General features: G+C 42.1%; 29 protein-coding genes. 11 read left to right on the top strand and 18 right to left on the bottom strand.

Going from position 1 to position 26,764, the window contains the following annotated elements:
• The first annotated feature begins 304 nt into the window (after positions 1 to 304).
• The 10 genes from HY960_16200 to HY960_16155 all read left to right on the top strand — a co-directional run bounded on the left by HY960_16200 (position 305) and on the right by HY960_16155 (position 8,558).
• The gene (locus HY960_16200) at positions 305 to 1,252 is read left to right on the top strand and encodes a hypothetical protein (protein MBI5217296.1); all 948 of its coding nucleotides are present in this window, start codon (positions 305 to 307) and stop codon (positions 1,250 to 1,252) included.
• A gap of 43 nt (positions 1,253 to 1,295) precedes the next feature.
• Positions 1,296 to 2,852 (top strand): L-glutamate gamma-semialdehyde dehydrogenase, encoded by a 1,557-nt coding sequence (gene pruA, locus HY960_16195; GenBank protein ID MBI5217295.1) that lies wholly within the window; start codon positions 1,296 to 1,298, stop codon positions 2,850 to 2,852.
• A gap of 93 nt (positions 2,853 to 2,945) precedes the next feature.
• The gene (gene sucC, locus HY960_16190) at positions 2,946 to 4,130 is read left to right on the top strand and encodes an ADP-forming succinate--CoA ligase subunit beta (GenBank protein MBI5217294.1); all 1,185 of its coding nucleotides are present in this window, start codon (positions 2,946 to 2,948) and stop codon (positions 4,128 to 4,130) included.
• A gap of 141 nt (positions 4,131 to 4,271) precedes the next feature.
• Positions 4,272 to 4,814 carry a DinB family protein gene (locus HY960_16185; protein MBI5217293.1) on the top strand — a complete coding sequence of 181 codons (543 nt, stop codon included), beginning with the start codon at positions 4,272 to 4,274 and terminating at the stop codon, positions 4,812 to 4,814.
• Positions 4,815 to 4,853: 39 nt separating this feature from the next.
• Complete coding sequence (locus HY960_16180) at positions 4,854 to 5,246, top strand: DUF2914 domain-containing protein (protein ID MBI5217292.1); 393 nt, start codon at positions 4,854 to 4,856, stop codon at positions 5,244 to 5,246.
• Between the two features lie 15 nt (positions 5,247 to 5,261).
• A complete protein-coding gene (locus HY960_16175) occupies positions 5,262 to 5,585 on the top strand; it encodes a hypothetical protein (GenBank protein ID MBI5217291.1) in 324 nt (107 codons plus the stop codon).
• A gap of 9 nt (positions 5,586 to 5,594) precedes the next feature.
• The gene (locus HY960_16170; GenBank protein ID MBI5217290.1) at positions 5,595 to 5,846 is read left to right on the top strand and encodes a DUF4926 domain-containing protein; all 252 of its coding nucleotides are present in this window, start codon (positions 5,595 to 5,597) and stop codon (positions 5,844 to 5,846) included.
• A gap of 8 nt (positions 5,847 to 5,854) precedes the next feature.
• Positions 5,855 to 7,336, top strand: coding sequence for an Asp-tRNA(Asn)/Glu-tRNA(Gln) amidotransferase subunit GatB (gene gatB, locus HY960_16165; GenBank protein MBI5217289.1), 1,482 nt, complete (start codon positions 5,855 to 5,857; stop codon positions 7,334 to 7,336).
• 44 nt (positions 7,337 to 7,380) lie between these two features.
• Positions 7,381 to 7,734: a four helix bundle protein gene (locus tag HY960_16160; protein MBI5217288.1), complete on the top strand. Its 354-nt coding sequence runs from the start codon at positions 7,381 to 7,383 to the stop codon at positions 7,732 to 7,734.
• Between the two features lie 44 nt (positions 7,735 to 7,778).
• Positions 7,779 to 8,558 carry a triose-phosphate isomerase gene (locus HY960_16155; protein MBI5217287.1) on the top strand — a complete coding sequence of 260 codons (780 nt, stop codon included), beginning with the start codon at positions 7,779 to 7,781 and terminating at the stop codon, positions 8,556 to 8,558.
• 61 nt (positions 8,559 to 8,619) lie between these two features.
• On the opposite strand, the gene HY960_16150 is transcribed toward HY960_16155, so the two are convergent.
• From HY960_16150 to HY960_16085, 14 genes are all read right to left on the bottom strand, one after another.
• Complete coding sequence (locus HY960_16150) at positions 8,620 to 8,973, bottom strand: DUF4287 domain-containing protein (protein MBI5217286.1); 354 nt, start codon at positions 8,971 to 8,973, stop codon at positions 8,620 to 8,622.
• Position 8,974: 1 nt separating this feature from the next.
• Entirely contained in the window at positions 8,975 to 9,691 is a 717-nt protein-coding gene (locus HY960_16145; protein ID MBI5217285.1) for a hypothetical protein, read from the bottom strand.
• A gap of 124 nt (positions 9,692 to 9,815) precedes the next feature.
• Positions 9,816 to 11,324 (bottom strand): bifunctional metallophosphatase/5'-nucleotidase, encoded by a 1,509-nt coding sequence (locus HY960_16140; GenBank protein ID MBI5217284.1) that lies wholly within the window; start codon positions 11,322 to 11,324, stop codon positions 9,816 to 9,818.
• A 665-nt stretch (positions 11,325 to 11,989) separates the two neighbouring features.
• The gene (locus HY960_16135; GenBank protein ID MBI5217283.1) at positions 11,990 to 12,430 is read right to left on the bottom strand and encodes a (2Fe-2S)-binding protein; all 441 of its coding nucleotides are present in this window, start codon (positions 12,428 to 12,430) and stop codon (positions 11,990 to 11,992) included.
• Between the two features lie 77 nt (positions 12,431 to 12,507).
• Positions 12,508 to 13,848: a thymidine phosphorylase gene (locus HY960_16130; protein MBI5217282.1), complete on the bottom strand. Its 1,341-nt coding sequence runs from the start codon at positions 13,846 to 13,848 to the stop codon at positions 12,508 to 12,510.
• 57 nt (positions 13,849 to 13,905) lie between these two features.
• Positions 13,906 to 14,586, bottom strand: a complete 681-nt coding sequence (locus tag HY960_16125; GenBank protein MBI5217281.1) for a nucleotidyl transferase AbiEii/AbiGii toxin family protein — start codon at positions 14,584 to 14,586, stop codon at positions 13,906 to 13,908.
• Positions 14,587 to 14,911: 325 nt separating this feature from the next.
• On the bottom strand, positions 14,912 to 15,448 hold the full coding sequence (locus HY960_16120) for an NUDIX hydrolase (protein MBI5217280.1): 537 nt from the start codon (positions 15,446 to 15,448) through the stop codon (positions 14,912 to 14,914).
• Positions 15,445 to 16,506, bottom strand: coding sequence for a mechanosensitive ion channel (locus HY960_16115; protein ID MBI5217279.1), 1,062 nt, complete (start codon positions 16,504 to 16,506; stop codon positions 15,445 to 15,447). Before HY960_16115 ends, HY960_16120 begins: the two co-directional genes overlap by 4 nt.
• A gap of 7 nt (positions 16,507 to 16,513) precedes the next feature.
• The gene (locus tag HY960_16110; GenBank protein MBI5217278.1) at positions 16,514 to 17,089 is read right to left on the bottom strand and encodes an orotate phosphoribosyltransferase; all 576 of its coding nucleotides are present in this window, start codon (positions 17,087 to 17,089) and stop codon (positions 16,514 to 16,516) included.
• Positions 17,086 to 17,412 (bottom strand): tetratricopeptide repeat protein, encoded by a 327-nt coding sequence (locus HY960_16105; GenBank protein ID MBI5217277.1) that lies wholly within the window; start codon positions 17,410 to 17,412, stop codon positions 17,086 to 17,088. Before HY960_16105 ends, HY960_16110 begins: the two co-directional genes overlap by 4 nt.
• On the bottom strand, positions 17,409 to 17,687 hold the full coding sequence (locus HY960_16100) for a 4a-hydroxytetrahydrobiopterin dehydratase (protein ID MBI5217276.1): 279 nt from the start codon (positions 17,685 to 17,687) through the stop codon (positions 17,409 to 17,411). Before HY960_16100 ends, HY960_16105 begins: the two co-directional genes overlap by 4 nt.
• 74 nt (positions 17,688 to 17,761) lie before the next feature.
• Entirely contained in the window at positions 17,762 to 18,583 is an 822-nt protein-coding gene (locus tag HY960_16095) for a glutamate racemase (GenBank protein ID MBI5217275.1), read from the bottom strand.
• 145 nt (positions 18,584 to 18,728) lie between these two features.
• Positions 18,729 to 19,079, bottom strand: coding sequence for a DUF2200 domain-containing protein (locus HY960_16090; GenBank protein MBI5217274.1), 351 nt, complete (start codon positions 19,077 to 19,079; stop codon positions 18,729 to 18,731).
• A gap of 173 nt (positions 19,080 to 19,252) precedes the next feature.
• Positions 19,253 to 19,762: a hypothetical protein gene (locus HY960_16085; protein ID MBI5217273.1), complete on the bottom strand. Its 510-nt coding sequence runs from the start codon at positions 19,760 to 19,762 to the stop codon at positions 19,253 to 19,255.
• Positions 19,763 to 19,931: 169 nt separating this feature from the next.
• Between HY960_16085 and HY960_16080 the strand changes: the two genes are divergently transcribed.
• Positions 19,932 to 20,270: a hypothetical protein gene (locus HY960_16080; GenBank protein MBI5217272.1), complete on the top strand. Its 339-nt coding sequence runs from the start codon at positions 19,932 to 19,934 to the stop codon at positions 20,268 to 20,270.
• A 146-nt stretch (positions 20,271 to 20,416) separates the two neighbouring features.
• On the opposite strand, the gene HY960_16075 is transcribed toward HY960_16080, so the two are convergent.
• The 4 genes from HY960_16075 to HY960_16060 all read right to left on the bottom strand — a co-directional run bounded on the left by HY960_16075 (position 20,417) and on the right by HY960_16060 (position 26,590).
• Positions 20,417 to 21,148 carry a hypothetical protein gene (locus HY960_16075; GenBank protein MBI5217271.1) on the bottom strand — a complete coding sequence of 244 codons (732 nt, stop codon included), beginning with the start codon at positions 21,146 to 21,148 and terminating at the stop codon, positions 20,417 to 20,419.
• 16 nt (positions 21,149 to 21,164) lie between these two features.
• Complete coding sequence (locus tag HY960_16070; GenBank protein ID MBI5217270.1) at positions 21,165 to 23,633, bottom strand: hypothetical protein; 2,469 nt, start codon at positions 23,631 to 23,633, stop codon at positions 21,165 to 21,167.
• Positions 23,634 to 23,652: 19 nt separating this feature from the next.
• Positions 23,653 to 25,668 carry a hypothetical protein gene (locus HY960_16065; protein MBI5217269.1) on the bottom strand — a complete coding sequence of 672 codons (2,016 nt, stop codon included), beginning with the start codon at positions 25,666 to 25,668 and terminating at the stop codon, positions 23,653 to 23,655.
• Between the two features lie 262 nt (positions 25,669 to 25,930).
• Positions 25,931 to 26,590: a response regulator transcription factor gene (locus HY960_16060; protein ID MBI5217268.1), complete on the bottom strand. Its 660-nt coding sequence runs from the start codon at positions 26,588 to 26,590 to the stop codon at positions 25,931 to 25,933.
• Positions 26,591 to 26,764: the final 174 nt, after the last annotated feature.

Raw genomic sequence — 26,764 nt, 5'->3', positions numbered from 1 at the left:
GATGGAACGACAAACGCGAATACGGAAACTGAATGCATTCCAACTGATCGAAGAAACAATTGAGTATATGAAATCGAAAAACCATGCTAAGATACTGAACGCCGCTTAATGAAAAGTTTACACAACATTTGGTTATGATTCCTTATCAACACGTATTGATGGGAATTATTATGAATCAAATACTGAGAATGAAGAAAGCGATACTGGAGTAGTTTGGAGCAGAAAGGATGTAGATAAAGATGTGCATGGGAATCTTAAAGTCGATTGGTCATATTCTCATTATTTTAGAGAAGAAGGATTATATTTGATTAGTTCAACTTATATAGATTATAGTGGCTCATATTCTGATAGACGAAATTCCATCAGTTCGATTTTTCTTGATACAAATTATCAAAATATTAATAAATCATATAGTGTATCTTTTAAAGGTATCTTAGGATTTGGCTATGGCAGGTTACGCGATGGTACGATTGTTTTTCATGCATTACGAATAATAGAACGTCTATGTGAAGATGGACTAATAACTAAATTTATCAATCGCGAACAGATGCTCTCGCTTGTGAATCGTATAGCCCATAAGCGTGAGTATCTGACAAATTATGAACGGTACGAAAAATATTTCGTGAGTGATTTAGTGGAAGAATTAGCAAGAGAAGGATTAATACCTGAAACAGCTATGAATGCTTTTTCTTCTTTTCGAATCTTGGAAACATTTAAAGAAAGCATTCAGCCAAGATTTTTCGGGTGGAAAATATATTATACCTTTGGTGGCCATCATAGACAATACAAGTATGAAACTCCTTATGGGTCAGGCTTTGAAAATGACTGGGTTGACATTCATACAATTGGGGGTGAATACGGTTATCCGTTGTCGTTATATACACATGCAAGTGCGAAAGCGAAAATAGAACTCCCGAATCAAGATTATCATAGAAAATTTGATCTTGAAATTAATGTGTCAGTCACCCATGAGTTAGCGGAAAAACTTGAATTCATTGGGAGTTATTCTTTTCAGCGTCAAGCAAGTAATATTACCCGAAATGGAGGTGATAATTATTGGTGGAAAGATACTGACCAAAGTATTTCTGGAAATTTTATATATTATCTTGAAGATGACGTTCGATTCACTACCTCGTTAGTTTATTCAAAAAGTTCTAAAACTGATTACAATGATAATTCAGTGATTATACCTATATCAACCAAGTATTCTTCAGTTTCATTCTCTTTTGGATTGAACTACAACATTTTCTGAACATTATTCAATACCTGAAACCCCAAAACCCGAAACTAAACTTATGAAAATTTCTAAATTCAAAAACGAACCCTACACCGATTGGTCGAAGCCGGCGAATCGGAAGAAACAAGAACAAGCAATTGCCAAAATCGAAAAACAATTTGGCAAGGAATATCCCAATATCATTGGCGGTGAGAAAGTCACTGCCAAAGAAAAATTACATTCACTCAATCCGTCAGACCCAAAGCAAGTAGTCGGCGTGTTTCAGAAAGGAACTTCCAACGATGCATTAAAGGCGTTGGATGTTGCCGAGAAAAAGTTTGCCGAGTGGAGTAAAGTTCCACCTGCAAGACGTGCAAACTATCTTTTCAAAGCGGCAAACATCATGCGCAAGCGACGCTTCGAGATTAACGCAACAATGATTCTTGAAGTTGGGAAGAACTGGATGGAAGCAGACGCCGACACGGCAGAAGCGATTGACTTCCTCGAATTTTACGGTCGTGAAATGCTTCGCTATGCCGACCAAAAAGCGGCTGTCCAATTGCCGGGAGAGAAAGATGAAGTGGTCTATATTCCGCTCGGTGTTGGCATTGTCATTCCGCCGTGGAATTTTCCATTTGCAATTCTTGCCGGTATGACGACTGCGGCAGTCGTTGCAGGCAACACGGTCATTCTCAAACCATCAAGCGATTCGCCCTTAACCGGAATGCGTTTCATGGAAGTGATGGAAGAAGCAGGATTGCCTGCAGGTGTAATAAACTTTGTCGCTGGGCCCGGCAGTGCAGTTGGCGATACACTTATCAAGCATCCGAAATCGCGATTCATCGCGTTCACCGGCTCAAAGGAAGTTGGCATTCACATCAACACGGAAGCGGCGAAAGTTCTGCCCGGACAGATTTGGTTGAAGCGAGTTGTTGCAGAAATGGGCGGAAAAGATTCTATCATCGTTGACAGCGAAGCAAACTTTGAAGAAGCGGTTGCGGGTGTAACAGTCTCGGCGTTCGGTTTTCAAGGACAAAAATGCTCGGCGTGTTCTCGTGCAATTGTTGATGCAAAAATCTATGATAAGTTTGTTGCTGCGCTCAAAAAACGAGTTGATGAAATTCCTGTTGGCGCCGCGAAGGATTTGAGCAATTATATGGGACCTGTCATCAACAAAGGCGCGATGGAAAACATCATGCGATATATTGAAGTTGCACAGAAAGAAGGGGGCAAGTTAGTGAGTGGCGGTGTTCGTGCTTCGGAAGACGGATACTTCATCCGACCTACAGTGATTGCCGATGTTGATCCGAAAGCAACAATCTCTCAGGAAGAAATTTTTGGTCCTGTGCTTGCCGTCATTAAAGCGAAGAACTTTGACCACGCTTTGGAAATTGCAAACAATACTGAGTATGGTTTAACCGGTGCAGTCTATTCAAAAAATAAGAAGAAGATTGAACGGGCGCGAACCGAGTTTCATGTCGGTAACTTGTATCTCAATCGCAAATGTACCGGAGCGATGGTCGGCGCGCATCCGTTCGGCGGTTTCAATATGAGCGGAACGGACTCGAAAGCAGGCGGGAAAGATTATTTGCTTTTGTTTTTGCAGGCGAAATCAATAGCAACCAAAATTAAATAAAGATTCGAGTTTTGGGTTTTGAGTTTTGAATAACATACTTGAAACCCAAAACACTAAACTCAAAACGAAAAAACTGGAAAAAAATCGAAGACTATGAAAATCCATGAATACCAAGGAAAAGAAATTTTAAGAAAATATAACGTTGCTACACCAAACGGACGGGTTGCATTCTCGCCGGAGGAAGCTGTCAAGGTTTGTGTTGATATGTGCCAGGGAAGCACAGAAGTTGCCGATACAAAAGTCTGGGTGGTGAAAGCACAAATCCATGCTGGCGGTCGCGGCAAAGGAGGCGGCGTAAAAGTCTCGAAGTCGCTTGATGAAGTGTATCAAAATGCATCGAAGATTTATGGGATGAATTTGATTACTCATCAGACGGGACCGGAAGGAAGAATTGTCAAACGCTTGCTTGTTGAAGAAGGAATTTCGATTGCAAAAGAATTGTATGTTGGAATTACGCTTGACCGCGCACGTTCACAAAATTGTGTGATGGCTTCGACCGAAGGCGGCGTTGAGATTGAAAAAGTCGCAGCGGAAACTCCGGAAAAGATTTTGAAGGAGTATGTCAATCCTGCAATCGGATTCAGGGAGTTTCAGGCACGGCGACTTGCATTCGCTCTCGGCTTAAGCGGTGAAGCATTAAAGAATGCAGTGAAGTTTTTTATCTCGCTCTACCGGGCATACACAGAAACTGATGCCTCTCTTGCAGAAATCAATCCACTTGTGGTTACAACAGATGGGCGTGTGCTTGCACTTGATGCGAAGATGAACTTCGATGACAACGCACTCTACCGTCATCCTGATATTGTTGCGATGCGTGACCTTGATGAAGAAGAACCACTCGAAATCGAAGCATCGAAATCGAATTTGAACTACATCAAACTTGATGGAAATGTCGGTTGCATGGTGAACGGCGCAGGACTTGCAATGGCAACGATGGATATCATCAAACTTGCTGGCGGTGAGCCGGCAAACTTCCTCGATGTCGGCGGCGGCGCGAATGTCGAAACGGTTTCCAGCGGTTTCAGAATTATTCTTTCTGACCCGAATGTAAAAGCGGTTCTTGTGAATATTTTCGGTGGAATTGTTCGATGCGACCGCGTTGCAAACGGCGTCATTGAAGCGGCGAAAAAAGTTCAGGTGAATATTCCGGTTGTCGTCCGGCTCGAAGGAACAAACGCGAAAGAAGCGCGTGAAATTCTTGCAAATTCCGGGCTGAACTTTGCGGTTGCTTCAAGTTTGCAAGATGCAGCGGCGAAAGTAACAGCGGCGATCAATTAAAAATTAAAAATGCAAAATTAAAAAATGGTGAGTGGTAATTGGTGAGTTGTGAGTAGTAGGATTTACTTTCATCATCTCCGTAAACAATAACTCGAAACCAAACACCAGAAACCACGAACCACAAACCAGTAACATTTTTTTATGAAGCCATTAACATCAATAAAAAATATCAAGAACGAATACATCAAACGCATTCTTTCAAATATCATCGGTAAAGATGTAATGAAAATATTGCAATCAACACCTGAACAAGTGAAGCGAGCGATTGCAGGATTATCTGACGAGCAGTTGAGAACTCCTCCGCAACCGGGGAAGTGGTCAATTGCTCAGATTGTCAATCATCTCAGCGATGCGGAGGTTGCGTTTGCGTTTCGCTTGCGCATGACTGTGGCGCAACCCGGTTCTCCGTTGCAAGCGTACGATGAGAATAAGTGGGCGGCAAGCCTCGGATATGACAAAACCGATTGCCGTCAAAAACTCGGATTGTTTTCTGTGATGCGAAGCGACCATGTGCGGTTATTGAAATCTTTGACAGCCAAACAATGGAAGCAATTCGGAATGCATGAGGAACGGGGTAAGGAAACTGTTGAACGAATTGCACAAATGTTTGCCGGACACGATGTGAATCATGTGAAGCAAATTCAGAATATCAGGAAACAATTGTTGAAGAAAACTTCAAAGTAAATCAAACGAACAAAATTATTTTAGACAAAGGGAAATCTTATGAAAAAATTATTCTTTATCAGTGTAACGTTACTTGCATTGTTTGTATTTGTATCACAATCTGCTTTCACAAAACAGGACGGAAGTACAGGCATGACTGTGGTAGAAGCAAAATTGGGAAATGATGTTCAAGACAGAATGCTCACGGAAGAAGCGACGGAGTTTGAACTCAATTCAAAAGCATATGTGTGGTTGAAACTTTCAGGCGGGACGGGTGATATTACCGTTACGTGGAAGAATGGTGATTACTCACATTCGACTACGTTGAGTGTTGGTGGAAGTCCGTGGAGAACATGGGCTGAAAAGACATTACGACAATCAGGCGAGTGGACAGTTTCAGTGACGTCCTCGGATGGCGCGGTGTTGAAGGAATTGAAATTTACTGTGAAGTAATCCGAAGTAACAGGAATGCAATTACCTGAAAATACGATAATTGATAAGAGAAAACTTACCGGGTATTTATTGAAGTTTCAGGAAAAAGATGATAAATCAAAATTTCTTGGGAAGGCAGGATACACACTCGACAATTGGGAATTATTAGAAAATGATTTACGATTGTTGCTGAAGAAAAGTGAGACATTTTTTGCTCATGCAACAAAGTTTGGTGATTATTATGAAATAGTAGGGGAACTTCATAGACCAAATCAAACAGTCTTACGTGTGAAAACTATTTGGATGAAAGAACGTTTTTCTGACAGGATAAAATTTATTACCTTATTTCCGTACAAATGAAAGATAACTATGAACTATGATTTATTCACTCGAGTTGCTTTACTAAAAGACTTGCCTGAATACAATCTTAAGAAGGGTGATGTCGCTACAATTGTGGATTCACATCCGGGATTGAACGATTCTGAAAGAGGATATTCGTTGGAAGTTTTCAATGCAATCGGAGAAACGATTGCAATTATCTGTTTGGATGAAAGTGAAATTGAACCATTGCAACGAAATGAGGTTTTTGCCATCCGTCATTTTGAGACTGTTGCGGCATAATATTCTTCATGAGTTTCCAAAATGATTCGGTATACGAACCCGTTATCGGTCTCGAAGTTCACGCACAATTGCTGACAAATGCAAAAGTATTTTGCAGTTGCAGTACAAAGTTTGGACACGAACCGAATGTCAACATTTGTCCTGTTTGTCTGGGAATGCCGGGAGTTCTTCCTGTTCTCAACAAGCAAGTTGTTGAGTTTGTGATGAAGATGGGATTGGCGACAAATTGTGCGATTGCACATCACTCCGTTTTTGCGCGGAAAAATTATTTCTATCCTGACCTTCCCAAAGGATATCAAATTTCTCAGTTTGAAGAGCCAATCTGCTCAAATGGTTTTGTTGAGATTGAATTGGAAGATGGTTCGAGGAAGAAAATCGGGTTGACTCGTATTCACATGGAAGAAGATGCCGGAAAGTCCATTCATGATATGGATGCAGACACACTGATTGATGTAAACAGATGCGGAACACCGCTCGCGGAAATTGTGAGTGAACCGGATATGCGTACTGCAAGAGAAGCATATCTGTATCTTTATAAAATTAGACAGATTGTTACATACTTAGGTGTTTGCGACGGCATCATGGAAGAAGGAAGTTTGCGTTGCGATGCAAATGTTTCAGTCAGAAAAAAAGGGGATACGAAATTAGGAACGAAGGTGGAAGTAAAAAACATGAACTCGTTCCGAAATGTTGATCGGGCAATTGAATATGAAATTAATCGCCAAATCGGGATTCTTGAAGATGGGGGAAAGATAATTCAGGAAACGTTGTTGTGGGATGCTGACAAATCCATTGCTTATTCAATGCGCGGGAAAGAGGAATCACATGATTACCGGTATTTCCCCGACCCGGATTTGGTTCCGGTTGTTGTGAATCAAGAATGGATTCATGAAATACAACAAAGCCTTCCCGAACATCCGACTACCCGCAGAGACCGATTCGTTCAAGACTTAGGTTTGCCAAAATACGATGCAGATATTCTTACATCTGAAAAAGGATATGCAGATTATTTTGAATTCGTTCTCAACGAACTCACCACTCACCACTCACCACTCACTAATAACTATGAACAAGCGAAGCAAGTGAGCAATTGGGTGATGACCGATGTCCTCCGCGTCGTTGGTGAACGAAAAATTAACATCAACGATTTTCCAATCTCAGCGAAACGACTCGCCTCAATGATACAACTCATTAATGATGGAACCATCAGTGGAAAAATCGCGAAAGACATATTTGAGGAAATGCTGAACTCAGATAAAGCACCCAAAACAATTGTTGAGGAAAAAGGGTGGAACCAAATTTCGGATACATCAGCGATTGAAAAAGTGGTCGAAGAAATACTTGCCAAAAATCAAACTCAGGTTGAACAATATCGTTCAGGAAATGAGAAGGTGCTTGGTTTCTTCGTCGGGCAGACCATGAAGGCAATGGGAGGAAAAGCGAATCCTTCTATTGTGAACGAGATACTTAAAAAGAAATTAAGTAGTTGAGTAGTTGAGTACAAAGTAGTTAAGATATTGAGAAAGAAATTTATATGCACAAACTAAAAGATTTAAAAGTTTATCAGAAGGCACTTAAATTTACAAAAGTAGTTCGAACAGTAACAAAGAAATTTCCTAAAGACGAACTATTTGTATTGACCGCACAATTCAAACGTGCAGGAGATTCCATAGCATTGAATATTTCTGAGGGAGCGGGAAACTCATCTAACAAAGAATTTGCAAGATTTCTTGATTACTCAATCCGTTCGGGATTTGAATGTATCGGTTGTGCAGATATCGCGCTGGAAAATGAATTTATTAATCAGTCAGATTATGAAAACGTAATTTCCACTGTCAATGAAATTATTGCGATGCTTGATGGTTTGAAGAAAAGTTTAATCCGATAATCTCAATTACTCATCTACTCACAATCTCAACTACTTATTTACTTATGAGAAAAAAACTTATCGCCGGCAACTGGAAAATGAACAAAGACATCCACGAAACAGCAACACTTGTGGATGCTTTGAAATCTCAACTACTCAACTACTCAACTACTCAACTACTTGACGTACTCATCTGTCCCCCGTTCACCTCACTCGTCATTGCATCAACGTTGGTGAAAGACTCGCAGATAAAACTTGGAGCGCAGAATATGTCTCAACATGAAGAAGGCGCGTACACGGGGGAAGTATCAGCGAAAATGTTGAAGTCGGTAGGATGTGAATACGTTATTCTCGGACATTCGGAACGACGACAATATTTCAAAGAGACGAATGAACTCATCAATGCGAAAGCAAAGCAAGCATTGAAACATGGACTTACTCCGATTCTTTGTGTCGGCGAAACGTTAGAAGAACGTGAGGCAGGCGTGACTGAAGACATAATCAAAACACAAGTGAAGGGTGTCTTGCAGGAACTGACTTCAGAGCAGGTTGAAAATGTTGTAATTGCCTATGAACCTGTTTGGGCAATCGGAACCGGAAAGACAGCAACAACCGAGCAGGCAAATCAGGTTCATAAATTTATCAGAAAGTTAGTCGGTCAACTCTACTCATGGACTGTAGCCGGGAAACTACTCATTCAATATGGCGGAAGTATGAATGATAAAAATGCTGCTGAGTTACTTTCTCAGTCAGATATTGATGGCGGGTTGATTGGCGGAGCGAGTTTGAAGGCGGATGCGTTTACTACCATTGTGAAGGCAGGAATGGAAGTGGGGAAGAATTAATTCTTCCCCGAATATTTTCCTTACCACTCGCTGTAAGTCATTAAGAACTTAACGCGCGGGATTAACCGGTTTTTACTTGTCTGATTGATGCTCGAAAACCACTTGATTCCGATTTGAGTTTTCCTTTGGATTGAGTTTTGATTTTATCCGCAGAATTCTCGTTTGAGTCTGAATCGGAGCTTTGGGCTTTGAGAGCAATGAGGTTAGCAAAAGCAAATGATAATCCGTGTTTGGTTTTGATAAACTCTACAATTTCCTTATGCTTCTCAATCGCTGATTCTTTCACAATCGAAATCCACTCCTCAAGAGTTTTACCGGTTTTTTCCTGAAGATTTTTTATCAGCGTCTCTTCCATAAAAAGTGATTTCTCGGAATGAGTTGATTTGAAACTTGTCACTGGGTTACGATTTTTCATATTACTTCTTCCAAAAACTCCATAATTTCTGAGTCACGCGTTCAAGTTCCGCTCCTAACTTTCCCGGTTCATCAGTTTTCTCCGGTTCGTTCTCGAATGCGATGTACGGAACTTTGAATCCTTTGACCTCTATAAAGTTCGGGTCAGCCGCGGTGAGTTTTTCCCAATCATTTGTCTTGTAATAAAATTCCATCTTCTCATCCGGTAAGGAATGATAGAGAATTGAATCTTCCAATCCGGGTCTCGCACGTCGGCGATTTTTTCTGAATGATTCTTCATACGAAACTTTGATATAGACTATCACCGCTCGCTTCAAAACTTCTTCATGCAAGTAGGAAAGTGCTTCACCGATACCGTTGTCGCCGCCCCGGGCAAACTCAATAATTGTTGTCATGTCATCATGGTAGTTCGGGTTTGCGGCAAGTTTTTTTCTGTACGCAAGGTTGATTCGTTCGATGTACAGGTTCCAGATGAAATGGTCTTTGAACCAATATTTTTCATCCGACCAGAGACGTGGCTTGCCATGTTTTGTCAGCATGTCATCAATCTCAAATGTTTCCCACACATAGACAAAGTCGTCCAACTCTTCAAAGTTGGCAATGTGAAAGCGATTTAGACGTTCGGTGGCAGGAGCTTTTTTCAAAAAGTCAATGACTTCGGATTTACCGGCGGCAGGACGTCCGGTTAAAATTATTGTATCAAAATTGTTCTTACTCATAATAGTTTTTGGTTTGTAGTTTTTTGTTTTAGTTGTCGGTTGATAGTCCCGAAGGGATGCCTTCGGCATTTACTGTTTGTTGTTTTGTTGATTCAAGTATCAAGCAACCAGAATCAAGTATCAATCAGAATTCAGAAATCAGTTTGAACTGTGGTTCCGGTGTTTTCAATACTTTTTCATTCCGTGCTTTATTTTCCATTGCTTGCGACATTGTGATCATCGTACAATTATTTGATGGCGGAACAAATCCTAAATATTTGTCCGCTTGGTTGATGACAAAATCGGTTGTTGCACAAGTGTACGTTTCCGAGTCGTCAAGTTCTTTTCCTCCGACAGAGATTGATTGAATCTCGACTCCGTTCTCAAGTTTCTTGTAGGAACAATTCACTCCCGCAAACTGGTTGCTCGATTGTTTGGACGCAAGTTTTTCTACATGATTCTGAATCATGGAGCGAAGTTCTTTTCCCGTCATGGAAAACGTGCATACATAATTACGGAACGGACCGACTTCAAATAAATCCAACCGGGTGACATCTCCTTTTAACATATCTTTTCTGATACCACTGCTGTTGATGATTCCGACATCCGCGTTGCCGCCGAGACGAATCGCATCAGCAACGAAAAAGCCGATTGCCGTTTCTCCGGGTGAACGTTTCCAATCAGTATCAAGTGTGCCGAGAACTATTCCATACTCTTTGTCAATTTTTGTTTTGAATTCATTCACGAGGTTTGACAACTCTGTGTCCGGCAATTTTTCATGCGCCCAAAGTTGTACAAGTTGTCCGTTGTATGATATTACTTTGTCATTTTCGATTTGCAGGTCAATCACACCGAGGTTTTCGCAGTTAGAACCGGTCTGTCCGATGATTACGTTGTTGATGTACTTTGGCGTTCGTAATCGTGTATGGCTGTGTCCACCGATGATAACATCAAGCCCGTGAGTTCCCATCGCAAGTACCGAATCTTCATCAACTCCCTGATGCGTGAGAGCGATGAGCAGGTCCGTTTGCTCATCAAGTGAATCAATATATTTTTGAACGACTTCGGTCGGCGAGAGGAGTTTTAATCCTTTGAGATTATTCGTGTTCGTGACGTGAAATAATTCAGGCGTCATAATTCCGATGATGCCGATTCGTACGCCATTCTTTTCCACAATAGTGAACGGTTTCAGATTCATCGGAAAGTTTCCCTCTTCATCAACAAGGTTTGCACTGACTGCCGGATGTTTTGCAATCGCAATCAGTTCCTGCAAATTACTTTGTGAGATGTCGAGGTCGTGGTTGCCGGGAGTCCACGCATCGTAATTTAATTTGTTCATCATTTCGATAAATCCGCCGCCGAATGCTTTCTTATGTTCGATTTCAGAAATCGGGTTGCCGGTCATATCGTCACCCGCATCCAACAGAAGCACTTCGCTTGTTCGTGCCTTGCGCATACTATCAATCATATACTCCAACTCGTTCATACCTCCGACGAACGGTTTCGGTTCGCTTCTTACCCACGCCGCTTCATGCGATACAAAATTGGAGTGAATATCGTTCGTATGCAAAATCGTCAACGACTTGGGCTGAGCGCAGGCAACAAGATTTATTAAGAGGATTAATGATGAAACAAGGGTTACGTTTTTTGTCATTTGTCAATTGTCATTAGTCATTGGTGATTCGTGAGTGATAAGTGGTAAGTAGAAAAGATTTTGTAACGAAGTTCACGTTCATCGCTCGTTTCTTAACTACTCAACTACTCTGTACTCAACTACTCATGTTGAATTGGCTTGATAATACGATTTTCTGGGGAGAAGGGCAAAGGTGCAAAAGGAGCACATTTCTACATGAATATTCACTCAATTTTCTAATATTCTTCCAAAAAATAAGGAGCCGGTGGAAGAATGTTACTCATCCACAAGAAAATGGAAAAAGAATCAATGAATACCTACAATAAAAAATAGTAATAAGGGTGTTATACTTTCCCGCGAGACTTGTGTGAAGAAAACCAGAAATGGATTAACATTTGCCAATACGTTAACACGGTTTTACCATGGTAAAGATACGAGTGTGTAATGTATCTGGTAACGATAATGGTACTTGAGGGTAGTTCCAAAAACTCTATTATCTTTGTGCTACTTTGTGTATTTCTTTGTGTTCTTAGTGGTTAACATTTTCAATTGAAGTTTTTAGAACTGCCCTTTAATTTTTTTTTCAAGTGCATAAAAAAGTAATTGAGTAGCAGTGTATCATTTGGTACGCAAGACGATTCACCATGCTCTGGATTTCAATGCCGTAGGTTTCATCTGACGGGTAATTATCTACCCGTAGCTATCTCAATCAATAATCGAACGACAACAAACAAAAACACACCACCGAACAGCGACCAAATTGCAGTCAGTGTTAAGCGTTCTTTTGTCAGTTGTTTATCCATTTCGACTGGCGGATAGGTTTTGATTTCTAAATCTTTTGTGATTTTAGTTTGACAGGAGAGGCGTACATGTTTTCCGACTTTACGTGCATAAAACGGCATTAAACCGGCAAGCATTAATTCATCTTGAGGGGAGAGTGCGGGCGCATTTTTTCCGTCAACAATTTCCACTCGGCATGTTCCGCAAAAGCCATTGCCGAAGCAGTTAAGGGCTTTCTCGATTCCCTTGTACGGTGAGATTCCGTTTTTCAAAAGTACTTGACGAAGGTTTTCACCTTCTGGTACTTCGATTGATTTTCCTTCGTTGACTAACGTGAGTACGGGCATGGTTGATTCCTAAGAGAACAAATTACTGATGATTGTTGAAAAAAGTGCGTGCAAAAATAACCAATTTTTGGAAAACTTCAAACACCGATTTTCCACTCTTTGACGCCATTGGTATCTATCAAAGCATGAATCATGTTGGGAGGTTCCACATAATTATCGGAGAAGGTAAACGCGTTCTGAATTCTTTTCGATGATTCCTGAAGGGTGTTTGCTACATCTGTGAACATGATTGCAAGTGTGTCGCTCAGGTTCACTTTGTCTCCGATTTTTTTCTTGAAGATAATTCCTGCTTTCGGGTCAATCACATCATCAACTTTCATTCGTCCTGCGCCGAGTTGGATACAGGTGAGTCCGATTTCCAAAGCATCAATTGCTGAAATATATCCGGTATGGTTTGATTTGATTTCGACGGAGTACTTACTTTTGGGATACGATTCCGGATTGAGGATGTACGATGTATTTCCCTCGTGTCGCTTCACCATCTCGATGAATTTATCGTATGCTTTTCCGTTGTGGATGACTTCTTTGCATTGCTCGATTCCTTCCTGAATTGTTTTCGCTTTTCCTCCAAGCATCACCATTGTGCCTCCAAGCGCGTATGTTACTTCCATCAAGTCAGGAATGACTTTTCCTTTAAGACAATCAATACACTCGACAATTTCCAACCAATTACCGGCGGCATAACCGAGCGGTTGGTTCATGTCGGTAAGTAACCCGATGGTTTGCTTTCCGAAGTTAGTTCCGATAGCAATGAGATTTTTTGCAAGTTCGATGGCGTCTTCTTGCTTCTGCATGAACGCGCCGCGGCCGGTTTTCACATCAAGCACGAGTGCATCAATTCCTTCTGCGAGTTTCTTGCTCATGATACTTCCCGAAATGAGCGGAATACATTCAACGGTCGCTGTTACATCGCGTAGCGCGTACATCAACTTATCAGCCGGAGCGATTTCCTTTGTCTGACCAATCATCACAACGCCGACATCAGCAATCACGTGCTTGTATTCTTCAAGCGAAAGATTTGTTCTGAAGCCGGGAATTGATTCTAACTTATCGAGTGTCCCTCCGGTGTGTCCGAGTCCGCGACCGGAAATCATAGGAACGGGCACACCGCACGCTGCAACCATTGGTGCAAGGATAATGGAAACTTTATCGCCAACTCCTCCCGTCGAATGTTTGTCAACTTTAATTCCCGGAACGGAAGATAAATCAACAACAACCCCGGAGTGAAGCATCACATCGGTGAAGACGGAAGTTTCCTCAAAATCCATTTTGCGGAAAAACACCGCCATTAAAAACGCGGATATTTGGTAATCAGGAACAGAGCCGTCTAAATATCCTTGGATGAGGAATTTTAATTCTTCACGGGAGAGTTTTCCGCCGTCGCGTTTCTTACGGATAATTTCAGTTGGATTGAACATACACTTTGTTGTGTGAAATAAGAAGTGAGATGAGGGATGTGGTTTATGATGAAACGGTTATGATAACCGTAGTAAGTTCCGGGAGAGATTTCGCACCTCAGTGCAAAAAAATTTTTTAATACTCTTCCAATCAGATTTGAAATTTATTTTTGGCATCGGGTCACTTTCAGCATCTTCAAAATACGTAAGACTTTTTAGTATGTGATGAATGGATGAAATTCCGTGCGGGAATTGCTTTGGCAATTGTTCGAGGAGAGTTTGTAATGAAAGAAGATTATTGCAAATCCAATAGAGGTCGATAAAATCTCGTTTTTTTCCTCTCTGGCTGACAGCAATAATTTTCATTAAGGCGATGTCCCGGGCATCGAGTACTTGTATCTTGTTGTATTTGAGGAACGGATACTGCGGAATAAAAACAGGGTAAGAAAGAAAACTGACCTTGCACTGAAACAGATTTCCGTAAATCGTCTCTTTATCAATCAACGTTGTCTCCCAAAGATGGGGAGGGAAATGGTTGATTAATCGTTGAGAAGAAAAAGATTTTGCACGTGTAAAAAAGTCAAGATCAACTGAAATGCGATGCCCGGTCTGCATTGCTAATCCAGTACCGCCTGCGAGATACCATGTTGAACGGGTTAACCACCGTTGTGTACAAAAATAATCCAGGCAATGTAAAGTGGATTTGGAAAGTACTTGACTGTGCCACTTCATCGGCGACCATCTGTTAATAACAGCCATAGTGGTTTTGTTCTTTTGTGTAATGAACGCGAACGTAGGACAACTCGGCGAATTACCTTCTTTTCATAAGTGTTCCACATCCATTGTATGTCAGGAATCGAACCGAAATCAAGAATTCGTTCAATAATGTATCGGGCGTGTTTTTGGGGCTCAATTGCTGTTGGGTCAACGTCCCAAAACAATTCCTGTCGAAAAGGCGAATATGATTTTTTTATCTTCACAACTGCGTCGTAATTTAGGAAAGAATGTGGAGAATCTCAAAGAACAAATGTGTTTTTCACGAATCAAATTTCGGATTTATAAGATATTGTTTTCGCCGCACCTACTAACCAATGAACTTCTCCCCAAGCAGAATTGCGATGATAGTTTTCGCATCAACTATTTCCGCCCGATGAATCATATCAACCGCTTGTTCGAGAGGAACAATTTCCATTGTCATTGTTTGCTCGCCTTCTTCAAGTCTTCTTCCATCGGGTAGTTTGGTGAGATTAGTAGCCAGGTAGAGGTGAAGTTGTTCATCGCAGAAGCCGGGCGTGGTGTAAATGGTAGTTATCTTCTTCCATTCAGAGGCAGAGTAGCCTGATTCTTCCTCAAGTTCCCGTTTTACACAGGCAAGAGGTTCTTCACCTTTTTCAAGTTTGCCGGCGGGAAGTTCCCACAAGAATTTATCAATTGGGTAACGATGTTGTTTGATGAGAATAATTTTCCTATCAGGAAACATGGCAAGTGCAACTGCACCACCGGGATGCTCGGCGACTTCACGAATAGATGTTCTCCCCGACGGATATTCAACATCATCAACAATCGTATTGAATACTCTTCCCTGATGAATAAGGTTACGTTTGAGCAGTTTCAGGTTCATGAGGTTTTCATGTGAACGACACGCTGAGGCAGGGGAATTTCAATTCTTTCTTCTGTAAAACGAGAATAAATTGTTTCCCGGATAGCCGCTTCAATCGGAAATTTATTTTTGAAATCTGAAGTACCAGCAATCAGTTTTAGTATGATTGATGAATCGCCTAAAGTTGTTACAAATACAACCGGAGTTGGTTCTTGAGCAATGTGTTTCTGTGCCGTTGCAGTTTCAAGTAAAAGTTGTTTCGCCCGTTCTATGTTTGTTCCATAAGCAACACCGACTTCAACCACAACACGAATGTTAGTTTCCGGCAGAGAATAATTGATGATTCTATTTTTTACCAACTCGCCGTTTGGAATCACAACGAGGTTACTATCGTAATTCAAAATGCGTGTGCTTCTTAATCCGATTTGGACAACATCTCCTTCATCGCCCGAAGGAAGTTTGATTCTGTCACCGATACGGAATGGTTGGTCAATCAAAATGACAAATCCGGCAATCATATTCGCAACAGTTTCCTGAGCGGCAAGCGCAACTGCCAATGAACCAACGCCAAGCGAAACAAGAAAACTTCCGATGTTAATCCCGAAATGGTCGAGGACTATCATTCCTGCAATCATAAACAGGAGAATGTTCAGAATCTTTGTTGTGAGAGGCGCGATTGCAGGCGTTATGACTGCGTGCGTTTTGCGTGAGACTTCATCGAGATACCAATCGAACGTTGACTGAACAATCTTTATTGCAAGCCGTGTGAGAACGAAAACGAGAAAGATGAAAAGCGCAATACTCAGGTAATCAAGTGATTGCAAAGCGGCAATGTTTTCTGCCGTCAATCCCTTCTTGACTTCTCTGATTGCGATGTATATACCACCGATAATACTAAGTGTCGTTACTCTACCTCGAAACACTTCCAGCAATCTGTCATCTAAACTTGTTTCGGTATGCTTGAACAGTTTGATGAAAAGAGTATTGAGGAGAAACTTGATGGTTCTTCCAACAATCGCAGAAGCAATGATGATTGCAACTGCGTACAGTAGATGTTCTAATGTGTGATTTTCAAACATGTATGAACTATAAAATTACTTTTCTGCTTCCGGGCTTTTCGACAGGAATTCCTTGCGTACAAAGTGGGCAACCTTCGGGTTGATACGTAATCGCTTCCATTGTCAGAACAGGGTGGAAGTTTGGAAATGTTGCTTTCCCGTTGCTTCTATCTACAATCGAAGCAACACCAACAACATTTGCCTGCTCTCGTTTTACAATTTCAATGACTTCTTGAACAGAGCCGCCAGTGGTAATGACATCTTCACATACAAGAACATGTTCATTTGGTTTGATGAAAAACCCGCGTCGGAGTTCCATTGTCTTATCTTTTCGTTCCGCAAATATCGTCCGAACATTTAATTGACGGCCCACCTCTTGAGAAACGACAACGCCGCCAATTGCCGGTGCGATGACAACATCAATTTTTTGAGTACGAAAATATTGAACGATCTCAGAGCAAAGCGATGTAGCATATTCAGGATACTGAAGCACTTTCGCACATTGAAAATAAACAGGGCTGTGCAATCCCGATGTCAATTGAAAATGACCTTCCAGCAACGCCTCGGTTTGTTTGAAGATTGAAAGGATGGTTTCCTTCGTCATAGTTCCGAATCAACAATATCATCAAGCAATTCTTGCATTTCTTTTTGAGCGTGAATCTCGCCAAGGTGGTCTGCAAGTTCGATTCCTTTTTCCAATGCTTTCACTGCCTCAAGCGGTTTGCCAATTGTCTGATATAAATTTCCGAGTTGGTGATACGCGGAGATATATGCTGAATCGTGTTCAAGCAGTTCTTTGAGATTCGTAATTGCCTGGGGAATATCTTTCAACGAGACATATTCCATCGCGAGCGCGTACCGTGTGAACGAATCATTCGGTTCCCGCTCGAGAAATTGTTGTAACGCTTGTAATCTTGATTGAGTCATAGTGTTTCTATTTCTTTTGCTAACATAAAATCTTTTTCTGTTAATCCACCAGCACTATGCGTGCAGAGTGTCAGTGTAACTTTGTTCCATCGAATGTCAATATCGGGATGGTGATTTGCCTTCTCAGCAAGCAATGCAACCGAGTTCACAAATCCCATCGCATGAATGAAATCTTGTAACACAAATGTCTTCGTGATTTCTCCATTCACAAGTTTCCAACCTTTTATTTTATTAAGATTGGATATGATGTCTTTATCTGATAATGTTTTTGTCATTTGTCATTCGTCAATGGTCATTAGTGTTCTAGTAATAAAATCTCAATCCGCAATTGGCAATCCGAAATCCGAAATCAAAAGTACCCTTCCGCTTTCCGTACACGTCCTAGTTTCTGTCCGAGAAATCGTTCTCCGACTTCTGTGAACTTGTGTGGAATATCGCTTACGAAGAATTGCAGGTTCGCTTTGTGTTTGCTTGTGTTTTTCAGATTCTTTTCATCCAGTACGCGTTCGACTTCAACAGCAGTTGCAACGCCAGAGTCAATCAGCGTTACAGAATTATCAAATACTTTCTCAATAACATCCGTGAGAATCGGGTAATGTGTACAACCAAGCACGAGCGTATCAATCTTTGCCAACTTGAGCGGAAACAGATATTCTTTTGCAATCATCTCTGTTGCTTTGTGTTCAAGCCAGCCTTCTTCCGCAAGCGGAACAAAGAGCGGGCATGCTTGCGATGTTACCGTTGCTTTCGGATTTTCCAATCGAATCGCATTCGTGTACGCGTTACTCTTCACAGTTCCGACTGTTCCGATGACGCCGATACGATTATTCTTCGTCGCTTCCGATGCTGACTTTGCGCCAGGAACAATCACGCCGACAACAGGAATTTTTGCCCGCTTCTGCACAACATCTACTGCAACGGATGACACCGTATTGCAAGCAATCACAATCATTTTCACATTCTTGCTGATGAGAAACTCAGTGTCCTGAACTGCATACTCACGAACAGTTTCCGGTGACTTCGAACCGTACGGCACACGAGCAGTATCACCGAAATAAACGATGTTTTCATGCGGTAGTTGTCGCATTAAAGCACGTACGACAGTCAGTCCGCCAATGCCCGAATCGAATACACCGATGGGCTTTGCTTGCTCGAGTTTGTAATCAATCATTGAGACGGATAAATATAGGAAAGGAGGGAGGATTAACAAAAGAAAAGTAATTTTAGGTGGTGGCGGATGTTTTCCTTCTAACACAGTTATACATCAGGTGGAAAGACTTGATGGCGCTTATTTTTTATCATAGATCTGATTCTTCTTATTTCCTTAAAATCTTCTCCATTGTTTTTCCTTTTGCCAATTCATCAACCAACTTATCCATGTAACGAATCTTTTGTATGAGTTTGTCTTCGATTTCTTCGACACGATATCCACAAATTACTCCTGTAATTTTTGAAATATTGGGATTCATTTGTGGCGCTTTGGCGAAAAAGGTTTCCAAATCATTTTTCTTGTCAATCTGTTGCTGCAAGGTTTTTTTATTATAACCTGTGAGCCAAAAAATAACGGTATCCAGTTCCGCTTTTGTTCGCCCCTTTTTCTCGACTTTTTGTACATAGAGAGGATAGATGCTCGCGAAAGTCATTTTAAATACTCTTGTATTATCCATAGTAGCTGTTATTATTTATCAGAGTTAATTTCTCGTAGCAAGTTACAAGTTTGGTGTGTTGCCATAGAGTTACAGGCAACGTTTTGCGGCTTGTAGTTCCGCCGACTTCGGAGCACAAAACTGTCAAGTTCTCACAATTGTTTATTGAATATTTTACTGAACATATTCGCAAATCAGTCCCGCTTTGGCAATGTCCTGTTATGCACCGTTTTTATTTTATCCTTCCACTTTTTCAGCTCTTCGAAAAGTTCTGTCTTAGTATCGGACATTAATTGTTCGTTTGTCTTTTCTGTTTGCCAAGGTCTGTCAGCATTTGAAAGTTCGTCAAAAGTGTCAAACAACCCGTAAGCTGTTTCAAATCCAATACTGTCGTAACAGTATTGTTTGCTTTCAGAAAAAAAGTCATAGCTGTCGAGTGCCTTATAACGAATTTCTCTAGTCCCAGTAATTACATCCTTTTTACCTTCGACTATTTCGTCAACTATAGCAAGTGTATATTCTATTGCTGCTTGTCTTTTGTCGGGCAATTTAATGTTTAATTCTTCAAGTGTCAGTTTGAAATAATGTTCAATTTGAAAGGGACTTTCATTTTTACTTAGTCCAGCGAGAATGCAAAGTGATGGTGTGTCTAAGCCTTCTTCAAGTCCAACTACACCGATGTTAGGAAGTTGATCTATTGTCATATTTCCTGTCACATACTTAGCTATTTGCTGTCTAAAATTCACTGTTTATTTTTATCCTAAAATGGTGCACAATATCTTTTGTACGCCACGAATATAATTTTTATAGCGCATATCTGCAATACAATTGCTGGCTTTGTGCAAGTTAAAAATGTTGTTGTAAGTGTGTTTAATGAACGAGGGGAAAATATTGTTTATACCTTTTAGAGAGAAAAATCCTACAAAAGGAAGAAAATATCCTCAGTGGGGAGAACAATTCCACGACGGGGGAAACCATTTCCCCAATGAGGGAGAACATTTCCCCAATGGGGGAGAACATTCCCCGATTGGGGAGAACATTTCCCCGACGGGGAAAACCATTTCCCCAATAGGGGAGAACATTCCCCCGATGAGGGAGAACATTTCCCCGATTGGGGAGAACATTTCCCCGATGGGGGAAACCATTTCCCCAATGAGGGAAAAGAATTCCCTTATGCAAAAATGGCAGATATTTGGCTGTTTTGTTAAATAAAAGAGATAAGTGGTGTTGAAAGCGGTAGGACAATAGGTTCGTCTATCCTCAACTAACCCCCAGGTTGAGAAAGGCAGACCTTGTCAGAAGCAATCCGACAAATGGCAAAGCGGAATATTGCGGTAGGGGTTTGATTAATCAAACCCCTACTTTGCGTTCAGTTTCTTCTGTGCGGATGATCTGAATGAAAGATTTCCAACCTGCATGAGAAGTTCTCCGGCTTCAGAGACTTTCACCCAATAAGCATTCCCCGGAGTCAATGTATCTGCCTCGAAATATCCGAGCGTGCCTGAATATCCAAAGAACGATGATAGAATTTCAAGCGGAGGAAATGCAACAACATCGGTTGATGCAACGGGATATGAAATCGCACCAACCATATTCCAACCTTGTGCAACAGGAATGGAGGAAGAAGTTAAACTCGCTCCGGTCATCTCAACATTGGTTTTCTCGGGAAACTTCAACCAATATCCTTTGCCGTTGGAAAGTGTATCTCGCTGAATGTATCCGTTTGAATATTCGAACGCGTTTGATGATGCGGAGGGAAAAAGATTGAGTTTGCTGAAATCATTTACTATAAGCGGAACGGAAACCATATTCCAATTTTGGTTTGCCTGAACGGAGAGGATGGAAGTCGTTCCGCTGAAGAACGATTCTCCGGGAATAAATCCGCCATCGAGATTGAAATCTCCTGCGCTACCTGAAGACAATGTCATTTGTCCTGCGGAAGCGGTGATAAGAAAGCCGCTTCCTTTTTCCGTTCCGCCTCCGCCATCAATAACAGACCAAGGATGAAGCAGTAGCTGACTCTTCGCATTGAAGATGAACAGTAAGGTGAGGAAGAAAAAGATTGCATATCGTTTTAGAAGTAAGTTCATAACATGTTCTTTCATATCAACGAATAATAATTGTTCCGCCGGTTGATTGAATATTGGTTCTTCTGTTGTGGAGAATAGGCGCATTCAAATACGTACCGCTGTAAACGTACACAAGCGTTCCGGCGGCGGAGACATCCAACGCTTCATTGATGGAATTAAATGGGTAGCTCCACGTACCATCTTCATACCCGCTATTATTCACATCTACATAAACGACCGGCAACGGACGACAGCGATACATTCCTCGTCCATGTGTTGCGGCAATAAGTTTATCCGAACCTTGCCAGAAGAGTTCATCAACTGCGACATTGACGGGACCCTCGTTTTTAGAGTAGAGTGGTTGTGTACTCCATGTTACGCCATAATCTTCTGAGGCGAACACACCAACGTCGGTGCCGACATAAATCCAATTTGGTGCAAGAGGGTGGAAGCGAACAGAATTGATTTGCGCAGGAGGGATTTTAAACAACCCGCTTCCTTGTGCTGTGAACCAATTCGCACCTGCGTCAGTCGTTCTCCAAAGACTGCTATCCTGATAGCCGCCGAATGAAACAACGACATCGTTTTGATTAAACGGATTTATTGCAATATCTGTAACAGCGCGGTTTACCGCAACCGGAATATTGGTGTGAACATTCGTCCAGACGCTTCCTGTATCAGTTGTGAAGCTAATTGTACCGTTATCATATCCGACCCAGATGCAAGCAGAATTTCCCTGCGCGATATCAATTGCAATCGCCAGAGCGAACCCACTGAGTGGACCTCTGATGCTGTACCAACTTTCAGCGTAGGTACGGGTTCTCCAGATTGACGCTCCACCGGCAACGAGAAAATTGGATGAGTTCGGGTCAATAAGAAATGGCGCTACCCACGCGGCATTGTTTGAATATCCATCGGTCATGCCATTGGTTTTTTGATAATAATGTCTGCCTGTATCATCACTTCGTTGGAAACCCAATCCGGGATATTCGCCATACATTCGAGCCATATTGTTCGGGTCAATAGCAGTTGCGCCGCCATCTCCCCACGTAGAATTATATGAAGGTCCAACATACCACAGTTCAGTTCCTAAACCGGGTCGGTAATGAAGTTTGTCGTTATCCTGCGTTCCACCTGCAATGACTTGTCCGCTCGGATGCGCCGCACCGCCATAAAATTGTGTGATGCCTAAATTATTGTTCAACTCCTGCCAACCACCACTAACGCTTGTTGTATCCATTGCGAATCCGATACCACCGTCGTTGCCAACGTAGATGTATCGGTTGTTAACTCCGTCGTAATTCGGATGAGCGACAATCGAGTGTTGGTCTGCATGGAATGACATCATATTGGTAAATGTTTGTCCACCGTCGGTACTTCGACCTAAGCCTACTCCTCCGAGTAAAATAAAGTTTGAGTTGAAGGGGGAAATCCAAAGAACATTGTTGTACCATCCTTGTCCGCCAAGATAGTTATTCCCTGTGCTTCGCAGTGTCCACGTTGCACCACTATCAACTGACCGCCAGACTTCGCTGTTGTTTATCTGAATACTTACATAGACAGTATCGCCGTTTCCAAACCCGACTTCACATCTCCCAACACCTGAAGGTAATTTATTTGCGGCGCCAGTTGTTTGTAAAAACCAATCAGCTCCTCCATCATGTGAAGAATATAATCCGCTTCTTGTTCCAACAAATATTCTGTTTGGGAATTGAGGGTGAATCTTCACATCGGTAGCTCTGCCGCTCGTAGTTGTAAGCATGGGCCATGTTATTCCTCCATCAGTTGTCCGTCGGATTTCACCACCACCGCCCGGCTTTGCTGTAACACAATACAGCAACCCTGAAATTGTCGGATGATGTGCGAGGCGATTCACATTGTAGAACGAATCGGAATTCGTGCATTGCAATTGTTCCCAGTTAATTCCGCCGTTTGTACTTTTGAAAATACCGGCACCTTGTACTGCATCAATGTTTCCAAATCCTTCACCGGTCGCCGCATACATGATGTTCGAATTCGTCGGGTCAATAACGATTGATGTAACGGCGAGATTTGCCATGAAGTCATCAACAGGATACCATGCGGAGCCGCCGTAATCTGTTCTCCAGATTCCGCCGGAAACGCTACCAATCCAGATTGTATTTGGATTGGATGGATGGAAAACAATCGACCTGATTCTTCCACCGATATTACCGGGACCAAGCCATTCCCAATTCCAGATGCCTGCATCCATCGGTAGCGGTTGATTCGGTAAAGCACGCAATTCATCAGTCATTCTTTTTGCACGAAGCAACGCGCCGAACGGAACAACGCCGTTCTCGTTCGCACGCATCTTGTACCTGAATTCCATCCGCTTCTGAGCATATTCGCCATCCGATTTTTCAAATTCCGCTTCATTCTTTTCATCGCCAGGTTTTGGGACGAAAGGAGATTGTTGCGCGAAGCCATCATTCAAAAAGGAAAAAGCAAACGCAAGCAGAAGCAGAGTAGTTACTATTCTGTTCATTTGGTTACCGCTCGCTTTCTTATTGGAGATTCACAAGAACAAGTACCAATCCTTTTCCATCTTTCAATGGAGACATCGCTTTCCCGATGATAGCCCCTTGCGTTCGTTCTTTATCAGTTGCCTTCATCGCGTAGCCGGGAATGTTTGAAGTTGTTAATAAATCTCCCGGTTTGATTTCTCCACCAGACGCATCAACTTTACAATACACGCGCCCCGCGATTGCAACCATTGTTTTTCCGTTTATCATTCCATCTTGCTGAAGCGTGATTCCGGGATTGATTCCACCCGCGCCGCTAACAATTCCCGCCACGCGGCTATCGTATGCTTCTGAACTAACTTTAAGATTCCCCGGATGTTGTTCATCAATAACCATCAATGTTCCTGCTTCGATTTCGTTTTCGAGTTCAGTGACTTCAAACGGTTCAGCAAGGTCGCTTCCGCCGTTGATTTGGAGAACATTCATTTCGACTTTTCCTTCGACGTCGAGTTTTGATGTTGGATTTCCTGTTCCGATTCCGACATTCCCTTCACCTGTAATCGTCATAAAATCACCGGTTGGGCTGTAATAGAAATTCAGCCGGGCATCTTTGCTTGCAGCGTTGGGAAGTCCGGCAATCGTCCAGTAGTTCGTTGTGTTTTTATGTTGAAAGTTCAATCGGGAATAATCCGATTCATTTTCCATCAACACTAACTGAGGTGAATTGATGGTGCTGTTTGTGTTGATGTTTACACCTTGTGAAACTCCACTAAACAATCCAACCAATCCGCTTCCTGTTGTTGAGATTTCGATTGCAGGATTTGTGTTGCTTGGATTATCAACGGCAAACTTTCCCGCGCTTGCAGTACCGTTGTGATAACTGAAGAATGAATTCCCTGAGCCATTCGTTCGTGTGAACAAGGATGGATACGTATTTGACGCGTTGCTAATTTCAAACCAGCCGCCGTGTCCTGCACCGGTTTGTAATCCATAAACAGTAGCGCCCGTTCCATTTGTTTCCACTCGAAGTGTCGATGCGGTGTTATTGACATAAGAGTTTTCAAAAAATCCTGCAGAACCGACATTCAAATGAACAGCATGGAGAGCACTTCCTGTACTTGATGCATTTGCTTGTGCTTTGATGACATCACCCGCTCCGAAATTATACGCGTTGATTGCTTCGCCGGTTCCTAATGTAGAAACCCGCAACGCAGGACTGTTGTTGTTTGAATTATCGTTACTGAACGCTCCACCGCTTCCAGTTAAACCTGTGGCAACGCCTGTAACACCATCGCCGTCTCCGTCGTTTTGTCCTTGAATTGCGACGCCATGTCCATACGTTTTTCCAAATACGGCAGGTAAATATCCTTCTGTATTTGTAGAGACGAAGGCAGAATTGAAACCTGGTCCGGTATTCATTATCATAAATGCAAATGTATCTGCCGCGACTGTATCAGCAAACGGGAGTGTAAAACTTCCACCTCCGGAACTTGACGGTGTACTCCAGACGGCATTCGAGCCGTTGAACATCAACGCTTGACCGGAAGCCGCGCCGCTTGTATTAATCTTCGATAATGTAATCGCAGAGTTTGCAATTGTCGGATTCGGATAGGAACCTGTTAAATCTCCGCCTGCTGTTCCTGTCGGAGATGCTTGTGTTGCATAGAGGGAAGTATCAGCGCGAAGAGAATAGGGAGAACTTGTAAACTCTGAACGGGGAAATGTTATCGGTGATGAAATTCCCGGACCGGCGTTCACGGTCATTTCCAAATAATACGTTCTGTCGAAGGGAAGATTCATTGTTGTTACAGAACCAAGTATTGCTTTGAATGTTCCGCGCGCAACTGCTACAGTCAAATGTGTTTCTGTAAATATTGCAGTGCCGCCACTTTGCACATCATACAGATTAAAAAGTATTTCATAACTGCCATCGGTCGCGGGCGCACCGCCTGCGGTTGTAAGCACACCTTGATACGAAATCCGTTTTGGTATTTGCCCCAATGCAAAGAACGAAGCGAGAGCGAAAAAGATTATTTGAAAAAGAATAACACGTTTCATGTATCGAATCCTTAAATGAAATAGAAAAATGAGTAAAACTCAATACAAGGAAAGAAAAAATCAAGCGCGAATCAACCCCATAAACATGTAGGTTTCTCTTTTTTGAGATTTTTTCAGTTACTTGGAATCGGTAGAGCGCGGAGGAGCTGGAGCGAGGGAGAACGGGAAAATTGGAGTGTTGGAGTGGTGGAGTATTGGATTGCTAATATTTATTCTCCCTTGCACCCTGCGCCCTCGCACCTCCGCTGACGGAAATCAGAAATCAAATTTCTCCACGAAGGGACTTTGCAATAACCTCTCCCTTCGAGTGTACATGAAGTTTCTCATACACATTCTTGATATGAAAGCGTATCGTTTCGATGGAGATATTCATCCGGTCGGCAATCATTTTGTAACTTAAACCATCAACTAAACCGACAACGACTTGCTTTTCTTTATCGGTGAGAGGAGATTCTGTTTTCTGTGGAGATGGTTGAGCGAGAAATTCGTTCGGCGTTCTTCCCGGCGTAAAGAAATCAATTACCTTCCGCGCAATCTGTTTAGACATCGGCGCGCCGCCATCATACACTTCCTTGATTGCTTCTTTGATTTGTTCAAACGGAGTGTTCTTTAACAAATAGCCGGAAGCGCCCGCACACAGCGAATCGAATATACGATGCGGGTCGTTATAGACCGTCAGCATGATGATGTTGATTTCCGGATGCTTTTCTTTTATCATCTTAATTCCATCAATTCCCGACATTCCCGGCAAACCAATGTCCATCAGAATAACATCCGGCAAAGATTCGTCATTCAGGTGCGGCAAAAAATCTTCAACCGATTCTACTGCAACTTCACACAGGAAATCTTTTTGACGATTCAGAAATCGCTGGATTCCCAACCGGATTTCTTCTTCGTCTTCTACAATGGCAACTGAAATCACGTAGTATGATAAAGATTTTTCCATCAAGAAAACACCCCATAAAGATGTGGGTTCATGCTGCATGTAGTAGTAAACCAAAATGTCATTGCGAATCCCGCTTCAGCGGGGTGAAGCAATCTCAGCGTTTTGTTGTTGATACAATGGGCGGGATTGCTTCGTCCTCCGATAAATCGG

The organism is Ignavibacteriota bacterium (genome assembly GCA_016212665.1).
Classification (GTDB): Bacteria; Bacteroidota; Ignavibacteria; order UBA10030; family SZUA-254; genus FW602-bin19.
The sequence above is the reverse complement of the archived record's forward strand: the minus strand, read 5'-3'. Positions and strand labels throughout refer to the sequence as shown.